General features: G+C 64.2%; 18 protein-coding genes. 6 read left to right on the top strand and 12 right to left on the bottom strand.

Annotated features, from left to right (window positions below; translation table 11 throughout):
- Positions 1-41: 41 nt before the first annotated feature.
- The 7 genes from E8E75_RS20010 to E8E75_RS19980 form a co-directional block, all read right to left on the bottom strand.
- Positions 42-758 (bottom strand): ABC transporter ATP-binding protein, encoded by a 717-nt coding sequence (locus E8E75_RS20010; protein ID WP_120654276.1) that lies wholly within the window; start codon positions 756-758, stop codon positions 42-44.
- A complete protein-coding gene (locus E8E75_RS20005) occupies positions 755-1,630 on the bottom strand; it encodes an ATP-binding cassette domain-containing protein (protein ID WP_120654275.1) in 876 nt (291 codons plus the stop codon). The genes E8E75_RS20010 and E8E75_RS20005 overlap by 4 nt, the downstream gene beginning before the upstream one ends.
- Positions 1,627-2,913 (bottom strand): high-affinity branched-chain amino acid ABC transporter permease LivM, encoded by a 1,287-nt coding sequence (gene livM, locus E8E75_RS20000; RefSeq protein ID WP_120654274.1) that lies wholly within the window; start codon positions 2,911-2,913, stop codon positions 1,627-1,629. The genes E8E75_RS20005 and livM overlap by 4 nt, the downstream gene beginning before the upstream one ends.
- A 2-nt stretch (positions 2,914-2,915) precedes the next feature.
- Positions 2,916-3,830 carry a branched-chain amino acid ABC transporter permease LivH gene (locus tag E8E75_RS19995; protein WP_120654273.1) on the bottom strand — a complete coding sequence of 305 codons (915 nt, stop codon included), beginning with the start codon at positions 3,828-3,830 and terminating at the stop codon, positions 2,916-2,918.
- Between the two features lie 226 nt (positions 3,831-4,056).
- Entirely contained in the window at positions 4,057-5,178 is a 1,122-nt protein-coding gene (locus E8E75_RS19990) for a branched-chain amino acid ABC transporter substrate-binding protein (RefSeq protein ID WP_120654272.1), read from the bottom strand.
- A 518-nt stretch (positions 5,179-5,696) separates the two neighbouring features.
- A complete protein-coding gene (locus tag E8E75_RS19985; protein WP_280359656.1) occupies positions 5,697-6,980 on the bottom strand; it encodes an FAD-binding oxidoreductase in 1,284 nt (427 codons plus the stop codon).
- Positions 6,981-6,992: 12 nt separating this feature from the next.
- Entirely contained in the window at positions 6,993-8,483 is a 1,491-nt protein-coding gene (locus tag E8E75_RS19980; RefSeq protein ID WP_153918088.1) for an aldehyde dehydrogenase family protein, read from the bottom strand.
- 207 nt (positions 8,484-8,690) lie between these two features.
- Here E8E75_RS19980 and E8E75_RS19975 point away from each other — a divergent pair, with 207 nt between their 5' ends.
- Positions 8,691-9,584 carry a LysR family transcriptional regulator gene (locus E8E75_RS19975; protein WP_120654269.1) on the top strand — a complete coding sequence of 298 codons (894 nt, stop codon included), beginning with the start codon at positions 8,691-8,693 and terminating at the stop codon, positions 9,582-9,584.
- Positions 9,585-9,780: 196 nt separating this feature from the next.
- Positions 9,781-10,800 carry a DUF1338 domain-containing protein gene (locus E8E75_RS19970; RefSeq protein ID WP_120654268.1) on the top strand — a complete coding sequence of 340 codons (1,020 nt, stop codon included), beginning with the start codon at positions 9,781-9,783 and terminating at the stop codon, positions 10,798-10,800.
- 100 nt (positions 10,801-10,900) lie between these two features.
- Here E8E75_RS19970 and azu read toward each other — a convergent pair whose 3' ends face one another.
- Complete coding sequence (azu, locus tag E8E75_RS19965) at positions 10,901-11,350, bottom strand: azurin (RefSeq protein ID WP_120654267.1); 450 nt, start codon at positions 11,348-11,350, stop codon at positions 10,901-10,903.
- A 123-nt stretch (positions 11,351-11,473) separates the two neighbouring features.
- Here azu and E8E75_RS19960 point away from each other — a divergent pair, with 123 nt between their 5' ends.
- From E8E75_RS19960 to E8E75_RS19945, 4 genes are all read left to right on the top strand, one after another.
- Complete coding sequence (locus E8E75_RS19960) at positions 11,474-12,097, top strand: LysE family transporter (RefSeq protein WP_120654266.1); 624 nt, start codon at positions 11,474-11,476, stop codon at positions 12,095-12,097.
- 251 nt (positions 12,098-12,348) lie between these two features.
- Positions 12,349-12,936: a TIGR00730 family Rossman fold protein gene (locus E8E75_RS19955; RefSeq protein ID WP_120654265.1), complete on the top strand. Its 588-nt coding sequence runs from the start codon at positions 12,349-12,351 to the stop codon at positions 12,934-12,936.
- A gap of 58 nt (positions 12,937-12,994) precedes the next feature.
- Positions 12,995-13,366: a DUF393 domain-containing protein gene (locus tag E8E75_RS19950; protein WP_120654264.1), complete on the top strand. Its 372-nt coding sequence runs from the start codon at positions 12,995-12,997 to the stop codon at positions 13,364-13,366.
- A 5-nt stretch (positions 13,367-13,371) separates the two neighbouring features.
- On the top strand, positions 13,372-13,818 hold the full coding sequence (locus E8E75_RS19945) for a GNAT family N-acetyltransferase (RefSeq protein ID WP_120654263.1): 447 nt from the start codon (positions 13,372-13,374) through the stop codon (positions 13,816-13,818).
- Between the two features lie 65 nt (positions 13,819-13,883).
- Here E8E75_RS19945 and E8E75_RS19940 read toward each other — a convergent pair whose 3' ends face one another.
- From E8E75_RS19940 to E8E75_RS19925, 4 genes are all read right to left on the bottom strand, one after another.
- The gene (locus E8E75_RS19940) at positions 13,884-14,732 is read right to left on the bottom strand and encodes a mechanosensitive ion channel family protein (protein ID WP_120654262.1); all 849 of its coding nucleotides are present in this window, start codon (positions 14,730-14,732) and stop codon (positions 13,884-13,886) included.
- A gap of 188 nt (positions 14,733-14,920) precedes the next feature.
- Positions 14,921-15,856, bottom strand: coding sequence for a transglutaminase family protein (locus tag E8E75_RS19935; protein WP_153918090.1), 936 nt, complete (start codon positions 15,854-15,856; stop codon positions 14,921-14,923).
- Complete coding sequence (locus E8E75_RS19930) at positions 15,856-18,351, bottom strand: circularly permuted type 2 ATP-grasp protein (protein ID WP_153918092.1); 2,496 nt, start codon at positions 18,349-18,351, stop codon at positions 15,856-15,858. The genes E8E75_RS19935 and E8E75_RS19930 overlap by 1 nt, the downstream gene beginning before the upstream one ends.
- Positions 18,352-18,449: 98 nt before the next feature.
- A complete protein-coding gene (locus E8E75_RS19925; RefSeq protein ID WP_280359655.1) occupies positions 18,450-21,737 on the bottom strand; it encodes a transglutaminase family protein in 3,288 nt (1,095 codons plus the stop codon).
- Between the last annotated feature and the right edge of the window lie 167 nt (positions 21,738-21,904).

Genomic DNA, 21,904 nt, shown 5'->3' with positions numbered 1-21,904 from the left:
AGGGAGAGGGGAGACGCTCGGAGAAAGGTGTAGCCGGTGTGTCAATGCCCGCCGAGATAGGCGTTGCGGACGTCCTGGTTGCCCAGTAGCTCCTCGCCCGTGCCGCTCATGCGGATTTCCCCGGTGACCATCACATAGGCGCGGTCGGAAAGCTTGAGCGCATGGTTGGCGTTCTGCTCGACGAGGAAGATGGTCATGCCGGTCTGAGCCAGCTCCCGCAGGGTCTGGAAGATCTGCTTGACCACGATGGGCGCAAGGCCCAGGGACGGTTCGTCGAGCAACAGCAGCTTGGGCCGGCTCATCAGCGCACGGGCGATGGCGAGCATCTGCTGTTCGCCGCCGGACATGGTCATGGCGCGCTGGTTGCGCCGCTCCTTGAGACGCGGGAAGAGGTCGAACATGCGTTGCATGTCTTCGTCCGCATGGTCCGTGCCGACGGGAATGGTGCCCATCAGCAGGTTCTCTTCCACGCTCATGTCGGGAAACACCCGGCGCCCTTCCGGCGACTGAGCGACGCCGTTGGAGGCAACGAAGTGCGCCGACCTGTGGGTGATGTCCGTGCCCCGGTAGACGATGGCGCCATTGGCTGCGCGCGGCTGGCCGAAGATCGACATCAGCAACGTGGATTTTCCCGCGCCGTTGGCGCCGATCAGGCTCACCGTCTCACCTTCATTGATGTGCAGGCTGACCTTTCTCAGGGCCTGGATGGGCCCGTAGAACACATCGACATCCTTGAATTCCAGGAGGGGTGCACTCATGCCACTTCCTCCTCTTCGGCGCCAAGGTACGCGGCGATCACCTTGGGATCGTGGCGGATGTCGTGGGGGTTGCCTTCGGCAATCACTTCGCCGTGGTCCAGCACCACGATGTGGTCGGAAATGCTCATCACCATGCCCATGTCGTGTTCGATCAGCAGAACGGTCTGGTCGTGCTCGTCGCGCAGCTTGCGGATGATCCGGCTGAGCGCTTCGGTCTCGGCCGGATTGAGCCCGGCGGCGGGCTCGTCGAGGCAGATCAGTTGCGGTCGGGTGCACATGGCGCGGGCGATTTCCAGGCGGCGCTGCTGGCCGTAGGAAAGCTCGCCGGCCAGGCGGTTGGCGCAGTCCACCAGGTCCACCACTTCCAGCCAGTAGAATGCATGGTCAAGGGCGTTCTCTTCGGACTTGCGGAAGCCCGGTGTATTGAACACGCCCGCCAGCAGGCTGCGGTTCACCCACATGTGCTGGGCCACCAGAAGGTTCTCCACCACCGACATTTCACGGAACAGACGGATGTTCTGGAAGGTGCGCGCAAGCCCTGCGCGGTTCACCAGATGGGTACCGCCGAACATCTTGTAGTGCAGGCGGCTGGCGAACTGCGCCGGATTGACGAAATCGGTGGGCTGGAAGGGTTCGCCCAGTACCTTGATCACGTCGGTGCTGGCGCTCCGGGTGTTGAGCTGGATGCGTCCGCCGGTGGCCTTGTAGAAACCGGTCAGGCAGTTGAATACGGTGGTCTTGCCGGCGCCGTTGGGGCCGATCAGCGCGGAGATCGAGCCGCGCTTGATCTTCAGGCTGACATCATTGAGCGCCTTGATGCCGCCGAAGTGCATCATCAGGTGCTCGACGCTGAGGATGTTTTCGTCGCTCATGGGGCTACTCCTTTACGCGGGGTGAAACCGGCACGGCTGATACGGATCAGCCCGCGCGGCCGCCAGATCATCATCACCACCATGAGCACGCCGAAGAGCAGCACACGGTAGTCGGCGAAACTACGCAGCAGCTCCGGCGCGACAGTGAGGACGAACGCAGCGATTACCACGCCAACGGTGGAGCCCATGCCCCCAAGCACGACGATGGCAAGAATCAGCGCCGACTCGAAGAAGGTGAAGGACGACGGGTTCACGAAGCCCTGGTAGCTGGCGAAGAACACGCCGGCCAGGCCTGCAGTGGAGGCGCCCAGCATGAAGGCCGAGAGCTTCACCAGCACGTGGTTCAGGCCCATGGCGCGGCAGGCGATTTCATCTTCGCGCAGCGCCTCCCAGGCACGACCGACCGGCATGCGGGTCAGCCGGTGCTTGATATAGAGCACCAGCATCACCACCAGGAAGAGCACCACGTAGATGAACAGGAACTTCAGGTTGGGGTTGTAGGTGAAACCGAAGAACTCGTGGATCGGCACCCCGCCATCCTTCGCCCGGCGGCCGAATTCCAGGCCGAAGAGGGTCGGCGACGGGACCGACATGCCGTTCGGGCCACCGGTGAAGCTCAGCCAGTTGTTGAGGATCAGGCGGATGATCTCACCGAAGCCCAGGGTCACGATGGCCAGGTAGTCACCGTGCATGCGCAACACCGGGAAGCCCAGCAACGCGCCGGCCAGCGCTGCGGCAACGGCGGACAATGGCAAGGCGGACCAGAAGCCCAGCCCCAGGTGCTCGTAGCCCAGCGCCAGGCCATAGGCACCGATGGCGTAGAAGGCCACGTAGCCGAGGTCGAGCAGGCCGGCGAGGCCGACCACGATGTTCAGGCCCAGGCCCAGCAACACGTAGATCAGGCCGAGGATCACCACGGTGAGCAGGTACTTGCTGGCGAAGAACGGGAAGATCACCGCGGCGACGATCAGCAACGGGATGATCCAGCGCAACCGGCTCTTGTAGTCGGGCTCACGCACGTGCACGCCGGAGCCGGTGGTCTCGAAACGCTGCATCAGCACTTCGCCGCGCGGGGTCTGCAGGTAGAGGCTGAGGAAGAAACGACCGAGCATCACCACGGCCATCATCACGCCAACCCGATTGAACTCCAGGTTGAAGCTGTAGCCGTCGAGTACCACACCCATGATGGGGCCGAAGACGATAAGGGCGAGCAGACCGGCGATAACGGCGTCGATCAGGCTCTTCTTGAAATCCAGGGGTTTCCTGGCAATGGCAGAAGTCATGATTACACCTTGGCGACGTGCGGGCGGCCCAGCAGGCCCTGGGGACGGAAGATCAGGATCAGTACCAGCAGGGAGAAGCTGAACACGTCCTTGTAGTCGGTGTTGACCATGCCGGAGAACTGCGCCTCGGCGATGCCCAGGATGATCCCGCCAAGCATGGCGCCGGGCAGCGAGCCGATGCCGCCGAGTACCGCGGCGGTGAACGCCTTGATGCCGATGATGAAGCCGGCATAGAAGTCGAAGGTGCCGTAGTTCATGGTGATCAGCACGCCGGCCAGGGCCGCCATGGCAGCACCGATGACGAACACGTAGGAGATCACCCGGTCGGTATTGATACCGAGGATCGACGCCATCTTGCGGTCCTGCTGGGTGGCGCGGCACATGCGGCCGAGCTTGGTGCGCTGGATGATGTAGGTCAGCACCGCCATGCCGAGGAAGGCCGCCACCAGGATGAACACCTTGGTGTAGGTGAGCTGCACGAAGCCATCACCGATATGGAACTTCAGCGCACCGTCGAGCAGGGTGGGCACGCCTTGCTGGCGGGCGCCCTGGCTGAGCTGCACGTAGTTCTGCAGGATCAGCGACATGCCGATGGCGGAGATCAGGGGCGCCAGGCGGGTAGAGTTGCGCAGCGGCTTGTAGGCGATGCGTTCGATCACGAAACCGTACACGCCGGTCACCGCAATGGTGAACAGCAAGGTGCCAAGGATCAGCAGCGGGAAGGATTCGAGTCCGAAGAAGGCCAGGATGGCCAGGGTGATCGCGGCGATGTAGGCGGAGATCATGTAAACCTCGCCGTGGGCGAAGTTGATCATGCCGATGATGCCGTAAACCATGGTGTAACCGATGGCGATCAGACCGTAGACCGACCCGAGGGTCAGCCCGTTGATCAGCTGTTGCAGGATAATACCGTCCATCACTCTGTCTCGTCTTTTGGGGGTCCGGCCTTGGGTTCGGCCAGCTCCCGCGAGTGGAATCAGACGGGCACCACTGAATTACCGGATCGGGAGTTCGGGACTCCCGGCTCGAGCAGAATAGGACTTCAGCAGTTTCCCGGAATGCACCGACCGGCCAGGCGCGGGTAGCGCCTGGCCGGTCAGCCGAGCTAACGGTTCGCGCTCCTTGCGGAGTGCGAGCCGCCTATCACTGCTGGGAGTACTTCCCTTTGTCATCCCACTCGTAGATCACGTAGTCGGAGACTTTCAGGTCGCCCTTGGAGTCCCACTCCTTCTTGCCCATCACCGTCTGCACCGGATGGCCCTTCAGCCATTCGGAAGCCTTGGCCGGGTCGTTGGAACCGGCGCCATTGAAGCCGGCAGCCAGGGCTTGCAGGGTTGCATAGGCATACAGGGTGTAGCCTTCCGGCTCGAAGCCGCCGGCGCGGAACTTCTCGATCACCGCCTTGCCGTCCGCGATCTTGCGGGGGTCGGCGCCGAAGGTCATCAGCACACCCTTGGTGTATTGCGGGCCGCCGGCGGTGGTGACCAGTTCGTCGGTCACGATGCCGTCGCCGGAGAGGAACTTGGCGGTCAGGCCCTGCTCACGCATCTGGCGAACCAGCGGGCCGGCTTCCGGGTGCAGACCGCCGAAGTAGACGACCTCGGCGCCGGAGGCGCGAATCTTGGTGACCAGGGCGTTGAAGTCTTTCTCACCGCGGGTCAGGCCTTCGTACAGGACTTCCTTCACGCCGCGCTTGGCCAGCTGTGCCTTGGTGGCGTCGGCCAGGCCCTGACCGTAGGTGTCCTTGTCGTGGATGATCGCGACCTTGGTGGCCTTCAGCACGTCGACGATGTAGTCGCCGGCCACGATGCCTTGCTGATCGTCACGACCGCACATGCGGAACATGCCGGACAGGCCGCGCTCGGTCACTGCCGGGTTGGTGGAGCCCGGTGTCATGGCGAGGATGCCGGCTTCGTCGTAGACCTCGGAAGCAGGAATGGTGGAGGAGGAGCAGAAGTGACCGACAACGGCGATGGCCTTGTCCTGGTCGACGAGACGGTTGGCAACGGCCACGGCCTGTTTCGGCTCGCAGGCGTCGTCGGCTTTCACCAGTTTGATCTTCTCACCGTTGATACCACCGGCGGCGTTGAGATCTTCGGCGGCCTGGGAAGCACCGCGCCAGTATTGTTCCCCAAACGAGGCGTTCGCGCCGGTGTGCGGCCCGGCTACGCCAATGACTACATCAGCCTGTACAACGGAAGAAATGCCCAGCGCGGTGGTAACCGCCAGAGCCAGAAAGCCTTTTCTGAAAATCTTCTGCGACATGGAGTTTTGCTCCTGAGGTTTTTAGGGTTAGCGCTCGTGTTCAGCAAGTGGCGTGCCATTAATTCTTGTAGTTGCTCCGCGCCCTGAAAGGCTGTTCCCACCTCCTCGATTTATTATTTTTATTCTTTTAAATCAATGACTTCCAAATCGAACCGATTAATTTCCGGACGTGTCTGGAAGCTGCACGGCATCAGTGTGCCAGCAGATTCGCTAACAATAGACTCGCGGTACTTATTTGCACATCACTGGTGCGCGAATTTTCCCACTCCGCACTGTTACCGTTCCCCCAATCCTGCAAGAAAATTCCCATCGCCCGAAAGCAGTGCAGGCATTTTTTTTGCGATCTGCATCACGAGCCCAGCGAACCCAATGCACATCGCTCACTTCGACGAAGCGCTGAATGACGGCTTTTCGCAGGGTGGATATCGCTTCTTCATTGCCACCATCCGATGCCAGCCCTGACGCACCATGGTGGACCGGTGAAGCGCGGTCCACCCTACTCCATCCCGCCCTTCCTATCAGATCACCACACGCAGGCACTGCCCCGCGTGGTAGAGCGAAAAACCTGCTTCGTAGAGCGAACTGCGCAACCCTACCGCCGCTACCGCACGCATGGGCTGGAAGGGCATCGGCAGGACCGTTTCGTCACCACTGAGCAGATAGTCGGCGAACGCCTTGCCTACCACGCTGCCGGTGGTCACTCCACGACCGTTGTAGCCGGTGAAGGCCAGCAGTCCCGGCGCCGGCTCGTAGAGGCGCATGAGATGGTCGGGAGTGAAGTCGATACAACCGGTCCAGGTGAACTCCCAGTCCACCTTGCCCAGATACGGGAAGTAGTGGCGCTGGATGCGATCGGCCCAGGCGCGCAGGAACCAGTCCGGCTTGCGCGAGCCATTACCCAGGCTGCCGAGCAGCAGGCGTCCGGCGGCATCGCGGCGGATGCTGCTGAGCACCTGCCGGGTATCCCACGAACCCTGGCCGCCCGGCAGGATGCGCGCGGCGGCCTCACCCGAGAGCGGCGTGGAAGCCACCTGGTAGTAATAACCGGGGAAGAAGTGGCGGCGCAGTTCGGTCCACTCGCCTTCGGTGTAGGCATTGGAAGCGATCACAACCTGCGGGGCGACGGCCACGCCGTGCTCGCTGATCACACACCAGTCGGCGCCCTGGCGCTCCAGGCGCAAAACCTTCGAATGCTCGAAGAGCTGGCCGCCGAGGTATTTCACCGCACGGGCCAGGCCACGGGTGTACCCCATCGGATTGAGGGTCCCGGCGCGGCGATCGAGCAGCGCGGCGGCAATCCTGTCTGTGCCGGTGGCGTCGCGGCAGGCGTTGCCGGTCAGCAGCTCAACCGGCGCGCCACGGCGCTGCCATTGCTCGCAACGGCTGGCGAGATCGGCCTGGCCACGAGCGTTGTGGGCCATATGCAGAGTGCCCTCGCGGCGCAACTGGCAGTCGATGCCATAGCGGTCCACCAGGGAGAAAACCAGTGACGGTGCGGCACCCAGGGTGCGATTGAGGCGCTCGCCAACCGTGCGACCGAGGCCGGCCTCGATCTCATCCGGCGGAATCCACATGCCGGCGTTGACCAGCCCGACGTTGCGCCCGGAGCCGCCGTGGCCAGCGGTATGAGCTTCCAGCAGGCAGACACGCTTACCCGCTTCCAGTAGGTGCAAGGCTGCGGAGAGGCCGGTGAAGCCGGCCCCTATCACACAGACATCGACCTTGACCTCGCCGTGCAAGACCGGGCTTTCCGGCAGTTGTGGCGTCAGATATTCCCAGAGGCATTCCTGGCGCAGGGTCATGGAGTGCAATCCTTAGTCGAAGGTGATGCCCTGGGCCAGCGGCAGCTCGTGAGAGTAGTTCACGGTGTTGGTCTGGCGGCGCATGTAGGCCTTCCAGGCGTCCGAGCCGGACTCGCGGCCACCTCCGGTTTCCTTCTCGCCACCAAAGGCACCGCCGATCTCCGCGCCACTCGGGCCGATGTTGACGTTGGCGATGCCACAGTCGCTGCCCACCGCCGACTGGAACAGCTCGGCTTCACGCACATCGGTGGTGAACGCACAGGACGACAGGCCCTGGGGCACGGCGTTGTTGAGGGCGATGGCGTCTTCGAAATCGCTGTAGCCGACCACGTAGAGAATCGGGGCGAATGTCTCGTGGCAGACCACGGCACTCTGGCCGGGCATTTCAACGATGGCCGGTGATACGTAATAGGCGTTGGGGTAACGATCGGCCAGCTGGCGCTCGCCACCGAACACCGTGCCGCCTTCGGCGCGAGCCTGCTCCAGCGCACGCTGCATGCCCTCGAAGCTCTGCTTGTCGATCAGCGGACCGACCAGGTTGCCCTCCAGCGGATGGCCGATGCGCACCTTGGAATAGGCAGCCTTCAGGCGCTTGACGATCTCGGCCTTCACTGATTCATGGGCGATCAGGCGGCGCAGGGTGGTGCAGCGCTGGCCGGCAGTGCCAACGGCGCTGAAGAGAATGGCGCGTACCGCCAGGTCGAGATCGGCGCTAGGGGCAAGGATCATGGCGTTATTACCGCCCAGCTCCAGCACGCTGCGGGCGAAGCGCGCCGCAACTCGAGGAGCGACTTCTCGGCCCATGCGGGTGCTGCCGGTGGCGCTGACCAGCGCCACGCGCGGGTCATCCACCAGGGCTTCGCCGGCTTCGCGAGCGCCGATCACCACCTGACTGAGGTTGGCCGGAGCGTCACTGAAATTCTTCGCCACGCGCTCGAACAGCGCCTGGCAGGCCAGCGCGGTGAGCGGAGTCTTCTCCGAAGGTTTCCACACCACCGGGTTGCCGCATACCAGCGCCAGCGCGGTGTTCCACGACCAGACGGCAACCGGGAAGTTGAACGCGCTGATGACACCGACCACACCCAGCGGATGCCAGGTTTCACGCATGTGGTGGCCGGGGCGCTCGGAGGCGATGGTCAGCCCGTATAGCTGGCGCGACAGGCCGACGGCGAAGTCGCAGATGTCGATCATTTCCTGCACCTCGCCCAGACCTTCCTGGGTGATCTTGCCGGCTTCCCAGGAAACCAGTTCCCCCAGCTCGGCCTTGTACTGGCGCAGCACTTCACCGTACTGGCGGATCAGCTCGCCGCGACGCGGCGCCGGCACCTTGCGCCAGGCGTGGAAGGCTTCGGCTGCGCGAGCGATCTTCGCTTCGACTTCCGCGCGGCTTTCAAGGCGCACGGTACCGATGCGGCTACCGTCGATGGGCGAATGAACGGCGTGATCGCCTTGTTGGTAGAGGGATGAATCGACACCGAGGCGGTCAAGCAGTGCGGCAACCATGGGAACTCCTGTTTCGGCAAGTAATGGCGCGATCGCTGTAGGAGCCAGCGTGCTGGCGAAGGCTTCGCGAGCGAGCTCGCTCCTACCGGTTCAGCGCTGAATCGGAATGGCACCAGTAATAGCCGCGAAAAGGTCTTGCCAACAAACGACCTTTCCGACACATATCATTCCGTTTACTCATGTACCGGCCCGCCCCGAGAAAACCCGATGCTCAAACGCCACATGCCCTCGATCACCGCCCTGCAATGCTTCGAAGCGGTGGCCCGTCACCTCAGTTTCACCCGCGCCTCAGAGGAGCTGAACCTGACCCAGAGTGCGGTGAGCAAGCAGGTGGCGCAGCTGGAAGAACTGCTCCAGCACCTCCTGTTCCGCCGCGTACGCCGGCGCCTGCAGCTGACCCCGGCGGGCTCGCTGTACCTGACCGAAGTGCGCAAGATCCTCGCCCAGGTGGAGATGTCCACCCACTACATGCTGTCCTACGGCGGCGATACCGAAGTGCTGCGGGTCGCCACCCCGCCCACCTTCGGTGCGCGCTGGCTGATTCCGCGACTCAAGGGCTGGCGGCTGCGACACCCGAATGTGCACCTGGACCTGCGCAATGAACTGGAACCCAATGCCCTGGTCCAGGGGCGTTGCGACGTGGCCTTCTACTTCGGCCATGGCGCGCTGCCTGGCGCCGAGTGCATCCGCCTGTTCAGCGAGGAAGTGGTACCGGTCTGCGCCCCCGGCGCGATGCCGAAGCAGCCTTTCACCGAGCCGACTCAGCTCACCGAACTGGTGCTGCTGCAGAACGCGACCCGCCCGGAAGCCTGGCATGAATGGTTCCAGAGCCAGGACCGGCACACCGAACACAGCTACCACGGGCCACGCTTCGACACGTCCTATATGTGCATCCGCGCCGCCCAGGCCGGCTGCGGCGTAGCCCTGCTGCCGCGATTCCTGGTGGAGGAAGAGTTGCAGGAAGGCAAGCTGGTGATCCCCTGGAATCACCCCATGCCCAGCCGCAATGCCTACTACCTGGCTTACGCCGAGCACGCAGCGGAAGTGCCGAAGGTAAAGGGTTTCGTGCGCTGGATGCTGGAGCAGATGGATCAGGAGTAACGAGCGCTGGCTTGTCAGGAAATTTGCGAACTTCTCTTCCGTAGGGGCGAATTCATTCGCCCCTACATTGAATGCACGTACCACAGCGCGACGCATTCAGGAAAAAACGGAATGAACCCGCCGGATTTTTTCGTTTGCCCCACCGCCGCCGGGCTGCTTGGATAGGCTCACCTTTTCTCCATCCCGGAATCGTTCCATGTCCACCAACCAACGCCTTTTTGCCCTGGTCGCCAGCGTGATCGGCGAGCCCGCCGCCCGCTGGGTCGAAGCCCATGTGGAAATCCCCACGAGCCTGTCTGCCTTTCCATTCAGTAACGCCGCCGTGCACCGCGCCTGGCTGGCCGAGGCACTGAATCTCTGCCTGTTCCACAAGCTGGTGGAGGCGGTGCCCATTGGTCGTACTTATGTGGAAGAGCAAAAAGCCAAAGGCCGCCAGGTGGTGTTCGATCACGGTGCCATCCGCACCGTCGACTGGCCGGATAACGGCGCCCTGCCCCGTGGCCGCCTGGCCTTCGCCCGGTTGCTGGAGCCCCTGGGGTTCGCCGATGTGCGCACCTATCCGCTGACCCGACTGAAGATGACCGGTTATGCCTACCGGCAGATGGACCTTCCCGAGGACATCGCCCAGTTCTTCGTCTCAGAACTCCATCCGGGCCGCTTCGGCGAGAGCTTCCAGCTGGCGGTGAGCCGCGTGGTGGGCGACAGCCGCGACCCGCTGGACGCCAGCCACAAGGCCATCCTCGACACCCTCTGGCGCCAGCGCCAATGCAGCGAGGCCGAGGCTCGGCACCTGCTACCCGCGCTCTATCGCGCCTTTGACCGTCAGCACGGTGTGGTGCAAGAAAGCGACTACCAGTTGCTGCGCGACGAAAGCGTGGAAATGGCCTGGATCGCCACTGAGGGCAACATGTTCAATCACCTCACCGACCGGGTCGCCAACCTGCAGTCGGTGGTCGATGAGCAAAATGCCAAGGGCCGGCCGATGAAGGCCAGCATCGAAGTCTCGGCGTCCGGCCGGGTGATGCAAACCGCCTACCGCGCCGTGCAGGTACAGCGCGACTTCATCGACGCCAACGGCCGGACCGTGCAGCGGGAGGTGCCGGGTTCATTCGTGGAATTCATCCAGCGCGAGCTCGATCCGGAAGAGGCCCGACTGGACCTGAACTTCGACAGCGGCAATGCCCAGGGCATCTTCAAGATGACCGCAGGCCAGTAGGGGCGAATTCATTCGCCCCTACAGAGATGTACGCCCGCGCTCGCTCCAGAAACAAAAAAAGGCCGCTACACGGAGCGGCCTTTTTTGCGTTCACCTGAGGTCAGTCGACCAGGGCCAGGGTACCCTTCATCATCGACACGTGCCCCGGGAACGAGCAGAAGAACTCGTAGCCCTCACCGGCAGTCAGCTTGGACACGTCGAAGGTCACACTGGCGCTCTCGCCACCGCCGATCATCTTGGTGTGGGCGATGATGCGGGGGTCGTCGGCCTTGATGTAGTCCTTGTCGAGGCCGGCGGTCATGCCTTCGGTGGCAATGGCCTGGGCATCGGTGGTCTTGCTCAGCACCCAGTTGTGGCCCATTACGTTCTTGGCCAGCTTGCCCGAGTGCTTCAGGTTCACGGTGAAGGTTTTGCAACTTTTGCTGACCTTGATCTCTTTGGTATCGAAAGTCATCTGGTCAGTGCCTTGCACATCCACGGTACATTCAGCAGCCAGCAGAGGTGCACTGGCCAGGGCCAGCACGGATGCAACGACGAGCTTGCGAATCATGGGAGTCTCCTTGGCAGAAAGGGCAGAAATGCCCAAGAAGGGAGACTGCACCATTTATCCACGAGTTCCCATATCGTGCGGCAACAGGCCGCAACCCGTCTGAAACAAGGAATTTCAAGACTCATGTTGTCCTTCTTCATCGCTGCGATGCTTCTCGGATTCGTCTTCAACGCAGCACCCGGCGCGGTGTTCAGCGAAACCCTGCGCCGCGGCCTGCGCGACGGTTACAAGCCCGCGCTGATGGTGCAGATCGGCTCGCTGGTGGGCGATGCCACCTGGGCCGCGCTGGGCCTTACCGGCCTCGCCCTGTTGCTGGACAGCGCCACCGTGCGCTACCCCCTGACCATCGCCAGTGCCCTGTATCTGGGTTGGCTCGGCTTGCAGTCGCTGCGTGACGCCCATCGCCCGCCGCAGCCCTCGACCGAAGAGCAAGGTGCCAGCGGCGGTGCTTTCGCCTCTGGCGCCGCCCTGTCGCTGACCAACCCGCAGAACATCGTCTACTGGGCCGCCATGGGCGGGGCCATGGCGGCAGTGGGCGTGGCCGAACCGACACCGACCCACCTTGCAGTGTTCTTCGGCGGTTTCATGCTGTCTTCGCTGCTCTGGTGCTTTATCTGCGCCGGCCTGGTGGACTGGTTCCGCCGTGCCGCTTCCACCCTCTGGCACCGCCTCACCTATCTCGCCTGTGGCCTTTGCCTGCTGGGCCTGTCGGGGATGACGGCGGCGGAGCTGCTGAAGCTGGCCTGATCTACCGGATTGATCGATGCAATCACAGGGTGGCGCGACCCGGTGCCGCCCTGGCATGGCGCCACTCGTCCAGAAGGAGATGCGCCACGAACTTCCCGCCAAGCCTGCTCGCCGCTTGTGTCGCCGGGGTTTGCGGCGGCTGCGCCGACTGATTCCGGCGCCTACCGTTCGGAAGTTGACCACTCGTACAGCTTGGAGCCCAAGGACTAAATCGGTACTCTTGCGCGCTTTTTTCGCACGAGGAGTCCCCCATGTCCTTGCGTTCCATCTGCGTGTTCTGCGGTGCCAGCCCCGGCGCCAAGCCTATCTACCGTGAAACAGCCGCCCTCCTGGGTCACACCCTGGCCGAGCGGGGCATCACGCTGGTCTACGGCGGCGGCGCTGTCGGCCTGATGGGCACAGTGGCCGATGCTGCCCTGGCTGCCGGTGGGGAAGTCATCGGGGTGATTCCGCAGAGCCTGATGGACGCGGAGATCGGCCACAAGGGCCTGACCCGCCTGGAAGTGGTGGACGGCATGCACGCACGCAAGGCACGCATGGCCGAGCTGTCCGACGCATTCATCGCCCTGCCCGGCGGTCTGGGCACCCTGGAAGAGCTGTTCGAGATCTGGACCTGGGGCCAGCTGGGCTACCACAGCAAGCCATTGGGCCTGCTGGAAGTGAACAGCTTCTACGACAAGCTCACCGACTTCCTCGACCACCTGGTGGAAGAGCGCTTCGTCCGCGATCAGCACCGCGGCATGCTGCAGGTCGGCGGCCACCCGGAGACCCTGCTGGACCGCCTGGAAGCCTGGCGCCCAAGCAGCGCGCCCAAGTGGGTCGACCGCAAGCACCACTGACCCCGCGCCCGTCCTGGCCTTACACTGTCCGGGACGAACCCACGGCCAGGAGCGGCCCATGGAAGGCGAAGAGCGGATCAAGGTCTACTTCAACAGCGCGTGCCCGGTGTGCAAGGCCGGAATCGAAGGCCAGAAAGGCAAGACCACCGCCTGCCAGGTGGAATGGGCCGATGTCCATCAGGACAACAGTTCAGTGGACGAAATCGGCGAAAACCTCGAATACGTCCGCGAGCGCCTGCACCTTGTGGACGAGCAGGGCATCAAGCGCATGGGCGTGGATGCCTTCATCGTGCTCTGGCGCCACTCGCCAGGGGAACGCTGGAAAGCCCGACTGTTCTCCCTGCCGTTGATCCACGGCCTTGCACAGCTCGCCTACAAGATATTCGCCCGCCTGCTCTACAGATGGAACCGGGCCAAACATCACTGGTGACATGGATGGTTATCGCAGTCGAAACCCTGAACACCCTTTCCCCGGCCGACCGCCAGCGACTGGTCGAAATCTGGGAAGACGCTGTGCGCGCCACCCATGACTTTCTCACCGAGGACGACATCCAGTTCTTCAAGCCACTGGTGCGCGACGCCTACCTGGACTCGGTACAGCTGGCCTGTCTGCGCAGTGCCGACGGACAGATCGCCGGCTTCATTGGCAGCGTCGGGGACAGGGTGGAAATGCTCTTCGTCGATCCAGCCCGGCATGGCCGGGGCATTGGCCGCGCACTGATGGAGCGCGCGATGGCGCTGGGCGCACGCAGCGTCGACGTGAACGAACAGAACCCGCAGGCCGTGGGTTTCTATCTGCGCCTGGGTTTCGTGCAGTACGACCGCTCGGAAGTGGATGGTTCGGGTAAGCCGTTCCCGATCCTGCATCTGCGCAAGGACTGATTCCGGCCCATCTGACTAGCCTCACCCCAACCCTCTCCCAAAGGGAGAGGGGGGGCAGTAAGTGGTTATCCCTGCGGCTGCTGGACGATGATGGTCTGCGCCGGCATTGGTGCAGGGAAGTCCGTGCCCAGGGCCTCCTTGATGGTGCGGTTGGTATCGAAATACACCTGCCAGTAGTTGTCGTTGTGGCAATAAGGCCGCACCGCCAGTACCGGCCCCACCAGGTTGAACTCGAGGATTTCCACATCCACCGGAGGCTCGGTGAGCACATTGGGGATGGCAGCGATGCGCGCCTTGAGAACGGCTGCGGCAGCTTGCCAATCGGCAGCACCGGAGAGCTGGGCTTTCAGCTCCACCCGGCGGAACTCGTTGTGGCTGAAGTTCTGGATGTTGTCGCTGAAGATCTTGTTGTTGCCCACCAGGGTCATCACGTTGTCCGGGGTGTTGATCGCGGTTGCGAACAGACCGATCTCCTTCACCGTGCCGGTCACACCGCCTGCGCTGATCATGTCGCCCACCTTGAACGGCCGCAGGACGATGATGAAACCGCCTGCTGCCAGATTGGCCAGCAGCCCCGACCAGGCCATGCCGATGGCCAGGCCGACCGCCGCAATCAATGCCGCGAGGCTGGTGGTCTGTATGCCGAAGAAGCCGAGGATGCCCACAACCAGGAGGACGTTCAGGGTGACGGTGATGAACGAGCCGACGTAGCGCAGCACCGTCGGGTCCACTTTCTGTCGTTCCAGGGAGCGCTGGACCAGGCCAACCGCAAAACCGATGAGCCAGCGACCGACCACCCAGAAGGCGATGGCCGCGAGAATCTTGACGCCGAAGGTAGTGGCGTACTGCATGACCGTGGTCATAAACGCGCTGACCTTCTCGGTCCCCACATTGACGATGGTTGTTTCATCCATGGCAAAGCACCTTGCAGGAGAGAAGTGGCTCCGAAAAAGCTAGCACGGCGCCGGCAAAGTGCTCGCCCGGCACAGTCCCGCAGGTTGGGTCGGGCGGCGTTCCGCAGAGGTAGGAAACCCAACAATGCGCTGCCTGAGATGGAGCACTACGTTGGGCCTCGCGGGGCTCGGACCAACCTAGGCGGGTTTCAGACGGCCATTTCCCAAAGGGGCATGACGGTGACCCGTACTTCGGGGTCGTGGCTGCCACCGCCGAGGATGACACCGCGCAAGGGCGAGACATCGGAGAAGTCGCGGCCCCATGCCAGGGTGATGTGCTCCAGGTTGGGCAGGATGTTGTTGGTGGGGTCGAAGTCCACCCAGCCATTGCGCGGGCAATAGACCGATACCCAGGCGTGCGAGGCGTCTGCGCCGATCAGGCGGGGCTGGCCGGGCGGCGGCTGGGTTAGCAGGTAGCCACTGACGTAGCGCGCCGCCAGCCCACGGGAGCGCAGGCAGGCCAGCATCAGGTGCGCGAAGTCCTGGCAAACCCCGCGACGGCGCTCCAGCACCTCGGTCAGCGGCGTCGCCACCTGGGTCGCTTCGGCATCGAAGGCGAATTCGCTGAAGATCTTCTCCATCAGCGCCGCCGTGCCCTGCAGCAAGGGTCGCCCAGCCGGAAAACAGCCCGCAGCGAACTCGGCGAATTGACGCTTGATGCGCACATAGGGCGACTCGACGCGATAGCGGCAGGCATCCAGCTCGATGGGCGACAGGGCGCGGCCGGTGAAGCTTAGAGCGGCCGGCACATGCTCCCAGGCCGGCGAGGCGGCAAGGTCCAGCGGCGCGTGGGGCAGGACTTCGATCTGCAGGCGGGCATTGACCTGCAGTTCGTCATGGGGCCGCTCGAAGGCCAGGCGCGTCAGCGGGTTGCCGAAAACGTCAGTGAGGTCTTGGCGCAGTGTGGGCTCGGGGGCGATCAGCAGCTGCTGCCCGCCGCACAGCTGCCAGGCGCAATCTCGCGGCCAGAGATGCAGCAGCTGCTGGGACAACGACACCGGCGCCGAATAGCGGTAGTGGGTGTCGTGGAACACCTGGTAGCGGGCGCTCTGCACGGGGGCGATGGATTGGGCTTGTGCGCGCATCAGGTGGATACCGTTTGCTGGCTGACGTCGTCGACGTGGGCAAAATAGCGCAATCCGAGACGATCGGAGACCTGTCCGACGTTCTGTGCGATGTCCCGCAGCAGTCCCGCCAGGCCGGCCAGCACCTCGGCCAGGCTTTCGCTGCCGAACAGAGGGTCTTCGAGGGTGGCCAGGTCGAAAGCCAACAGGCGCCCGATCAACCCGCTCAGCACCAGTTCCTGTGGCGCACCGAACTCCTGGTGCAAGCGCCCGAGGGAACGTTCCAGCGCCTGCAGCTGGAAGCGCAGGGCATGGGGATTCTGGTCATGCAGCAGGAGCAGGTCGAGCACCGGGATCAACTGCGGCGATGCCAGGTAGCGCGAACGGTAGGTGATGGTGCTGTTGCCCAGCTCCAGCAACCACTCCAGGGCGCCCTGGTCCCAGGAAGCGCCTCCTTCGAGGAAGCCGGCAATGGCGTCGGCGTAGAACTGCACCCGCTCGATACGCCTGCCGATCATCAGGAAGCGCCAGCCATCGTCACGGGTCATGTCGTCCAGGGCGAAGCCGGACAGCGCCGCCAGGGACATCAGCAGGCGATTGAGGAACTCCATTGCCTCGCCGAGATCGGTACGTTTCGGGTCCAGGGCCTGTGCCTCGCGGTGCAGCTCCAGCACCGCGTGCCAGTTCTCCCGCGACAACCGGCCACGCACCTGAGCCGCGGCCCAGTGCAGGCGGCGCAGGTTCGCACTGACGCTGCTCGGCCATTCGTCGTCCAGCAGAGCCGCCAGCAGGCGCTGCTCCAGGGGCTCCTTGCCGACAGGCACGAGGCCGATGGCGCCGGCCAGTTGCAGTGCCGAGCGCAATGCCTGCTCGTCGCCGTCGGCGTCCACATAGCGCGACAGCACCACCCGCAACAGCCGCGCGCCATCGTCGCAGCGCTCGCCGTAGCGGCCGAACCAGTAGAGGTTCTCCACCACCCGCGACGGCAGATAGGGGTCCTGACGGATCAGGTCGCGCGCGCCGATGGTGCGTGGCCGCAACGGCTCGCCCACCACTGGCAGGTCGGCCAGCACCCAGGTGTCCTTGCTGGCACCGCCGCGCTGCATGGATACCACTTCGGCATCGGCCTCCGAGGCCACCCGCGTCAACCCTCCAGGCATCACCCAGTAGCTACCGTCTGCGCCTGCCACGGCGAACACGCGCATACCGATGGCCCGCGAGTGCAGCTCGCCACCTTCTTCATCGCCCTGCCAGACCGGAGCCTGGGAAAGCTGCGCCATGCGCTGGGCGACATAGGCGTGGGGATGGGCCTGCAGGCGCTTGCGCAACGCCAGTAGCGCACCGTCTTCTAGCGCGTGGCCGAACAGCGGTTCGAAGCTCTGGCTGGGAAAGGCCGGCTTGATCACCAATCCAGCCAGGCCGTCCGACTTGCTCAGCACCTGCCCCTGGCCGCACCACCAGGTGCCGACGGTTGGCAGCAGCAGCTCCTCGCCGAGCAGGCGCTGGCTGACTTTCGGGAGGAAGCCCAGCAAACCCGGCGACTCCAGCACGCCACTGCCCAGGGCATTGGCCACCAGCACCCGCCCCTGGCGAACCGCATCCAGCAGGCCCGGCACCCCAAGGGCCGAATCAGTGCGCAGTTCCAGCGGATCGCAGTAGTCGTCGTCGAGGCGGCGCAACACGGCGTGAACGCGCTTCAGGCCGCCGAGCGTCTTGAGGTAGAGGGTGGCGTCGCGTACCGTCAGGTCGTGACCCTCCACCAACGGGAAACCAAGCTGGCGGGCCAGGTAGAGGTGTTCGAAATAGGTCTCGTTGAAGCGCCCCGGGGTGAGCAGTACCACGAGCGGCGTCTCCCCATCGCTGGGCGCCTGGCGGATCAAGGTTTCTTGCAGGGTGCGGAAGTAGCCGGCGAGGTATTGCACGCGCAGGTCGCGATAAAGCTCCGGCAGTGCACGGGACACGATTTGCCGGTTTTCCAGCGCGTAGCCGGCACCGGACGGCGCCTGGGTGCGATCGGCCAGCACATGCCAGCGGCCATCGGCATCCCGGGCGAGGTCCACCGCATAGCTGTGCAGGAATATGCCGCCAGGCGGCTGCACACCCTGACAGGGCCAGAGGAAGTTGGGATGGCCATAGACCAGCTCGCTGGGCAACAGCCCTTCGGCCAGCAGGTGCTGCCCGCCGTAGAGGTCAGCGAGCACGGCATTGAGCAAGCGCGCACGCTGGGCCACGCCTGCGGCGATGGGCTGCCATTCCTCGGCCGAGAGCAGGTTGGGCAACAGGTCCAGCTCCCATGGGCGGTCGGTGCCCTTGGGATCGGCGTACACGTTGTAGGTGACGCCGTTCTCCTGGATCTGCCGCGCCAGCAGTTCCTGGCGCTGCTGCATCTGCGCCGGACTGCTGCGCTCGATCTGCTGGAAAAGGCGTTGCCAATGGGGACGCACCTGGCCCTCGGCATCCAGCAGTTCGTGGTAGGCCGTGGCGGTCAGGGGATAGTTGGCTAGCAGCTCGGACATCAAGGGACTCGGCAGATGGGCGGCAGTGAAACTTTAGCGGACAGCGCGACGCCCGGCCGCTGTACCGTCGGCCGGGGCGACGCACATACCGCCTGAAACTAAGGGCGGCGCAAATCCAGGGTCATCGGCAGTTCGTCATCGAGCACAGGTTGGCCGACCTGCAGCTTGCCTGGTGTATGTCCGTGACGGAAGAAGCGCACAAGGCGCCGGCTTTCGGCCTCGTAGGCGTTCACCGGGAAGCTGTCGTAGCTGCGCCCACCCGGATGGGCAACATGGTACTGGCAGCCGCCCAGGGAGCGCTGCATCCAGGTATCCACCAGATCGAACACCAGGGGCACCTGCACACCGATGGTCGGTTGCAGGCAGGCGGCAGGCTGCCACGCGCGGTAGCGCACGCCGGCGACGAACTCACCGCCCCGCCCGGTGGGCCGCAGCGGTACCGGCTCACCATTGCAGGTCAGCACGTAGCGATCCGGCGCCATGCCGCTGACCTTGACCTGCACCCGCTCCAGTGACGAATCCACATAGCGCACGGTGCTGCCGGCGGAGCCCTCCTCGCCCAGTACGTGCCAGGGCTCCAGCGCCTGGCGCAGCTCGAGGTCGATCCCCTTGACCTGGTAGTCGCCGTACTTGGGGAAGCGGAACTCGAAGTGCGGGGCGAACCATTCGCTGCGCAGTGGATAGCCGGCGGCGTTGAACTCGTGGACCACGTCCTCGAAATCCTGCTGGACAAAGTGCGGCAGCAGGAAGCGGTCATGCAGCTCAGTGCCCCAGCGCACCAGCTTCGGTGGCTGATAAGGATCGTTCCAGAAACGCGCCACCATCCCGCGCAACAGCAGCTGCTGAGCCAGGCTCATACGCGCATGGGGCGGCATTTCGAAGGCACGCAGCTCCAGCAGGCCCAAGCGTCCGCTGCTGCTGTCCGGCGAATAGAGCTTGTCGATGCAGAATTCCGCGCGGTGTGTATTGCCGGAGACATCCACCAACAGATTGCGCAGCAGCCGGTCCACCAGCCAGGGCGGGCAGTCGGTTCCGGGCTGGGGCATCTGGGCGAAGGCGATTTCCAGTTCGTAGAGGGCGTCGTTGCGTGCCTCGTCCACTCGCGGCGCCTGCGAGGTCGGGCCGATGAACAGGCCGGAGAACAGGTAGGACAGCGAAGGGTGGTTGTGCCAGTAGCTGATCAGGCTGCGCAGCAGGTCCGGACGGCGCAGGAAGGGAGAATCCGCTGGCGTGGCGCCACCGAGGACGAAGTGGTTGCCACCGCCGGTGCCGACGTGGCGTCCATCGACCATGAACTTCTCGCTGGACAACCGGCTCTGGCGGGCCGCCTCGTAGAGGAATTCGGTGCGTTCCACCAGCTCGTCCCAGTTGGCCGAGGGGTGGATATTCACTTCGATCACGCCCGGATCGGGGGTGACGCGGAAGTTGGTCAGGCGTGGGTCGCCGGGTGGCTCGTAGCCTTCCAGCAGCACCGGGCAATTCAGCTCACCGGCCGTGGCTTCGATGGCGGCCACCAGCTCCAGGTAGGACTCCAGCTCGGAAAGCGGCGGCATGAACAGGTAGAGACGACCTTCGCGGGGTTCGGCGCAAAGGGCGGTGCGAGTGATGCCAGCGGCGGACTGATGCAGGTGCGGTTCGCGAGCGTCGCCATGGGCAGCCGACACGTCGTCACGCAATTGCTGGCGGATCAGCGCGGCGCGGCGCAGCGGCGGGAACTGCTGGCCGGGATCGGCCGGATTCACGTAGGGATAGTCCGCCTCGCTGACCCAGGGCTGGGAATCCAGCGGCAGGCGATAGCCCATGGCGGAATCGCCGGGAATCAGGCGGCAGTGCTCGTCGCGCAGGAACCAGTGGCCACTTTCCCAGGCATCTCCGGCGGCGCTCCGCGCCAGCGGCAGCACTTGCCCGACGACTTCACCCAGGCCGCGTTCGAACACCCGGCGCAGACGCTCGCGCTCCAGCGGGTCGGCCAAGCGGGAATCTTCCGGGGTGACGTTGCCGGGCAGCTTACGCTCGCGCCAGAGGTAGTAGAACCAGTCCTCGAAGGCCGGGAACTGGTTGTCTCCCGACACGCCCAACCGATTGGCTACCCGACGGAGGAATCGAGCCGCGATATGGGCATCTGCGCCATAGTCGCGGCTTTCATCGGCGTAGAGCGTCGGGTTCTGCCAGATGGGCTCGCCGTCCTTGCGCCAGAAGCAGTTCAGCGACCAGCGCGGTAGTTGCTCGCCGGGGTACCACTTCCCCTGGCCGAAGTGCACCAGGCCGCTCGGCGCATAGTGCCTGCGCAGGCGGTGGAACAGTTCGGCGGCCAGGCGGCGCTTGTTGGCCCCCAGTGCAGCCGTGTTCCACTCCGGATCGTCGGGGTAGTCGATGGCGATGAAGGTGGGCTCGCCGCCCATGGTCAGGCGCACGTCGCCCGCGGCGAGGTCGGCGTCGATGCGCGCGCCAAGCTCACGGATGGACTGCCACTGTTCATCGCTGTAGGGCTTGGTCACCCGAGGCGCTTCCCAGACCCGTTCGATGCGCATGTCGTGGGAAAACTCGCACTCGCACTCATCCACGCCACCGCTGATTGGCGCTGCGGAGGTCGGCTCCGGGCTGCAGGCCAGCGGTATATGGCCTTCACCGGCGAACAAGCCAGAGGTGGGGTCCAGGCCGACCCAGCCGGCACCCGGTAGGTAAACCTCGCACCAGGCGTGCAGGTCGGTGAAGTCGACCTCCGTACCGCTTGGGCCGTCGAGGGACTTCTGGTCGGCGGTGAGCTGGATCAGGTAGCCGGAGACGAAGCGTGCGGCCAGGCCCAGGTGGCGCAGCAGCTGCACCAGCAGCCAGGCGGAATCGCGACAGGAGCCGGAAGCCTTCGCCAGGCTTTCCTCCGGCGCCTGCACCCCCGGCTCCATGCGGATCAGGTAGCGGATGTCCCTGGAAAGCTGCTGGTTGATCGCCACCAGGAAGTCGACACTGCCCTTCGGGGTGAGATCGATGCGTGCCAGGTAGTCAGCGAATAGCGGGGTGGCGGGCAGGCAACTGAGGTAGGGCGCCAGCTCACGCCGGTCATCGGCCGTGTAGCTGAAGGGAATCTGCTCGGCGTAGGGCTCAAGGAAGAAGTCGAAGGGATTGAACACCGCCATTTCGGCGACCAGGTCCACTTCCACTTTCAGTTCGCGGGTCTTTTCCGGGAACACCAGGCGCGCCAGGTAGTTGCCCTGGGGGTCTTGCTGCCAGTTGATGAAATGCTTGCCCGGCGCCACTTTCAACGAATAGCCGAGGATGCGCGAGCGGCTGTGGGGCGCCGGCCGCAAGCGGATGATCTGCGGGCCGAGATTGACCGCACGATCGTAGCGATAGTGGGTGACGTGATGCAGTGCGACATGAATCGACACGGCGTGCCTCCTGCGAGCCTGGGCGATAGCGGGAGTCGCGCAAGACTTGTGCCAGCCCCCGAACCAACGGTTTTCGGCCCTTCCGAGCACCGGAAAAGGGCCACCTTCGCACCTGGATGACCCGGCCGCACAAAAATGGTTCGCGGCGGGCCAACAGGTGAGATTCA

The organism is Pseudomonas sp. BN606 (assembly GCF_029873115.1).
Classification (GTDB): Bacteria; Pseudomonadota; Gammaproteobacteria; order Pseudomonadales; family Pseudomonadaceae; genus Metapseudomonas.
This window is presented reverse-complemented; position numbering and strand designations above follow the sequence as displayed.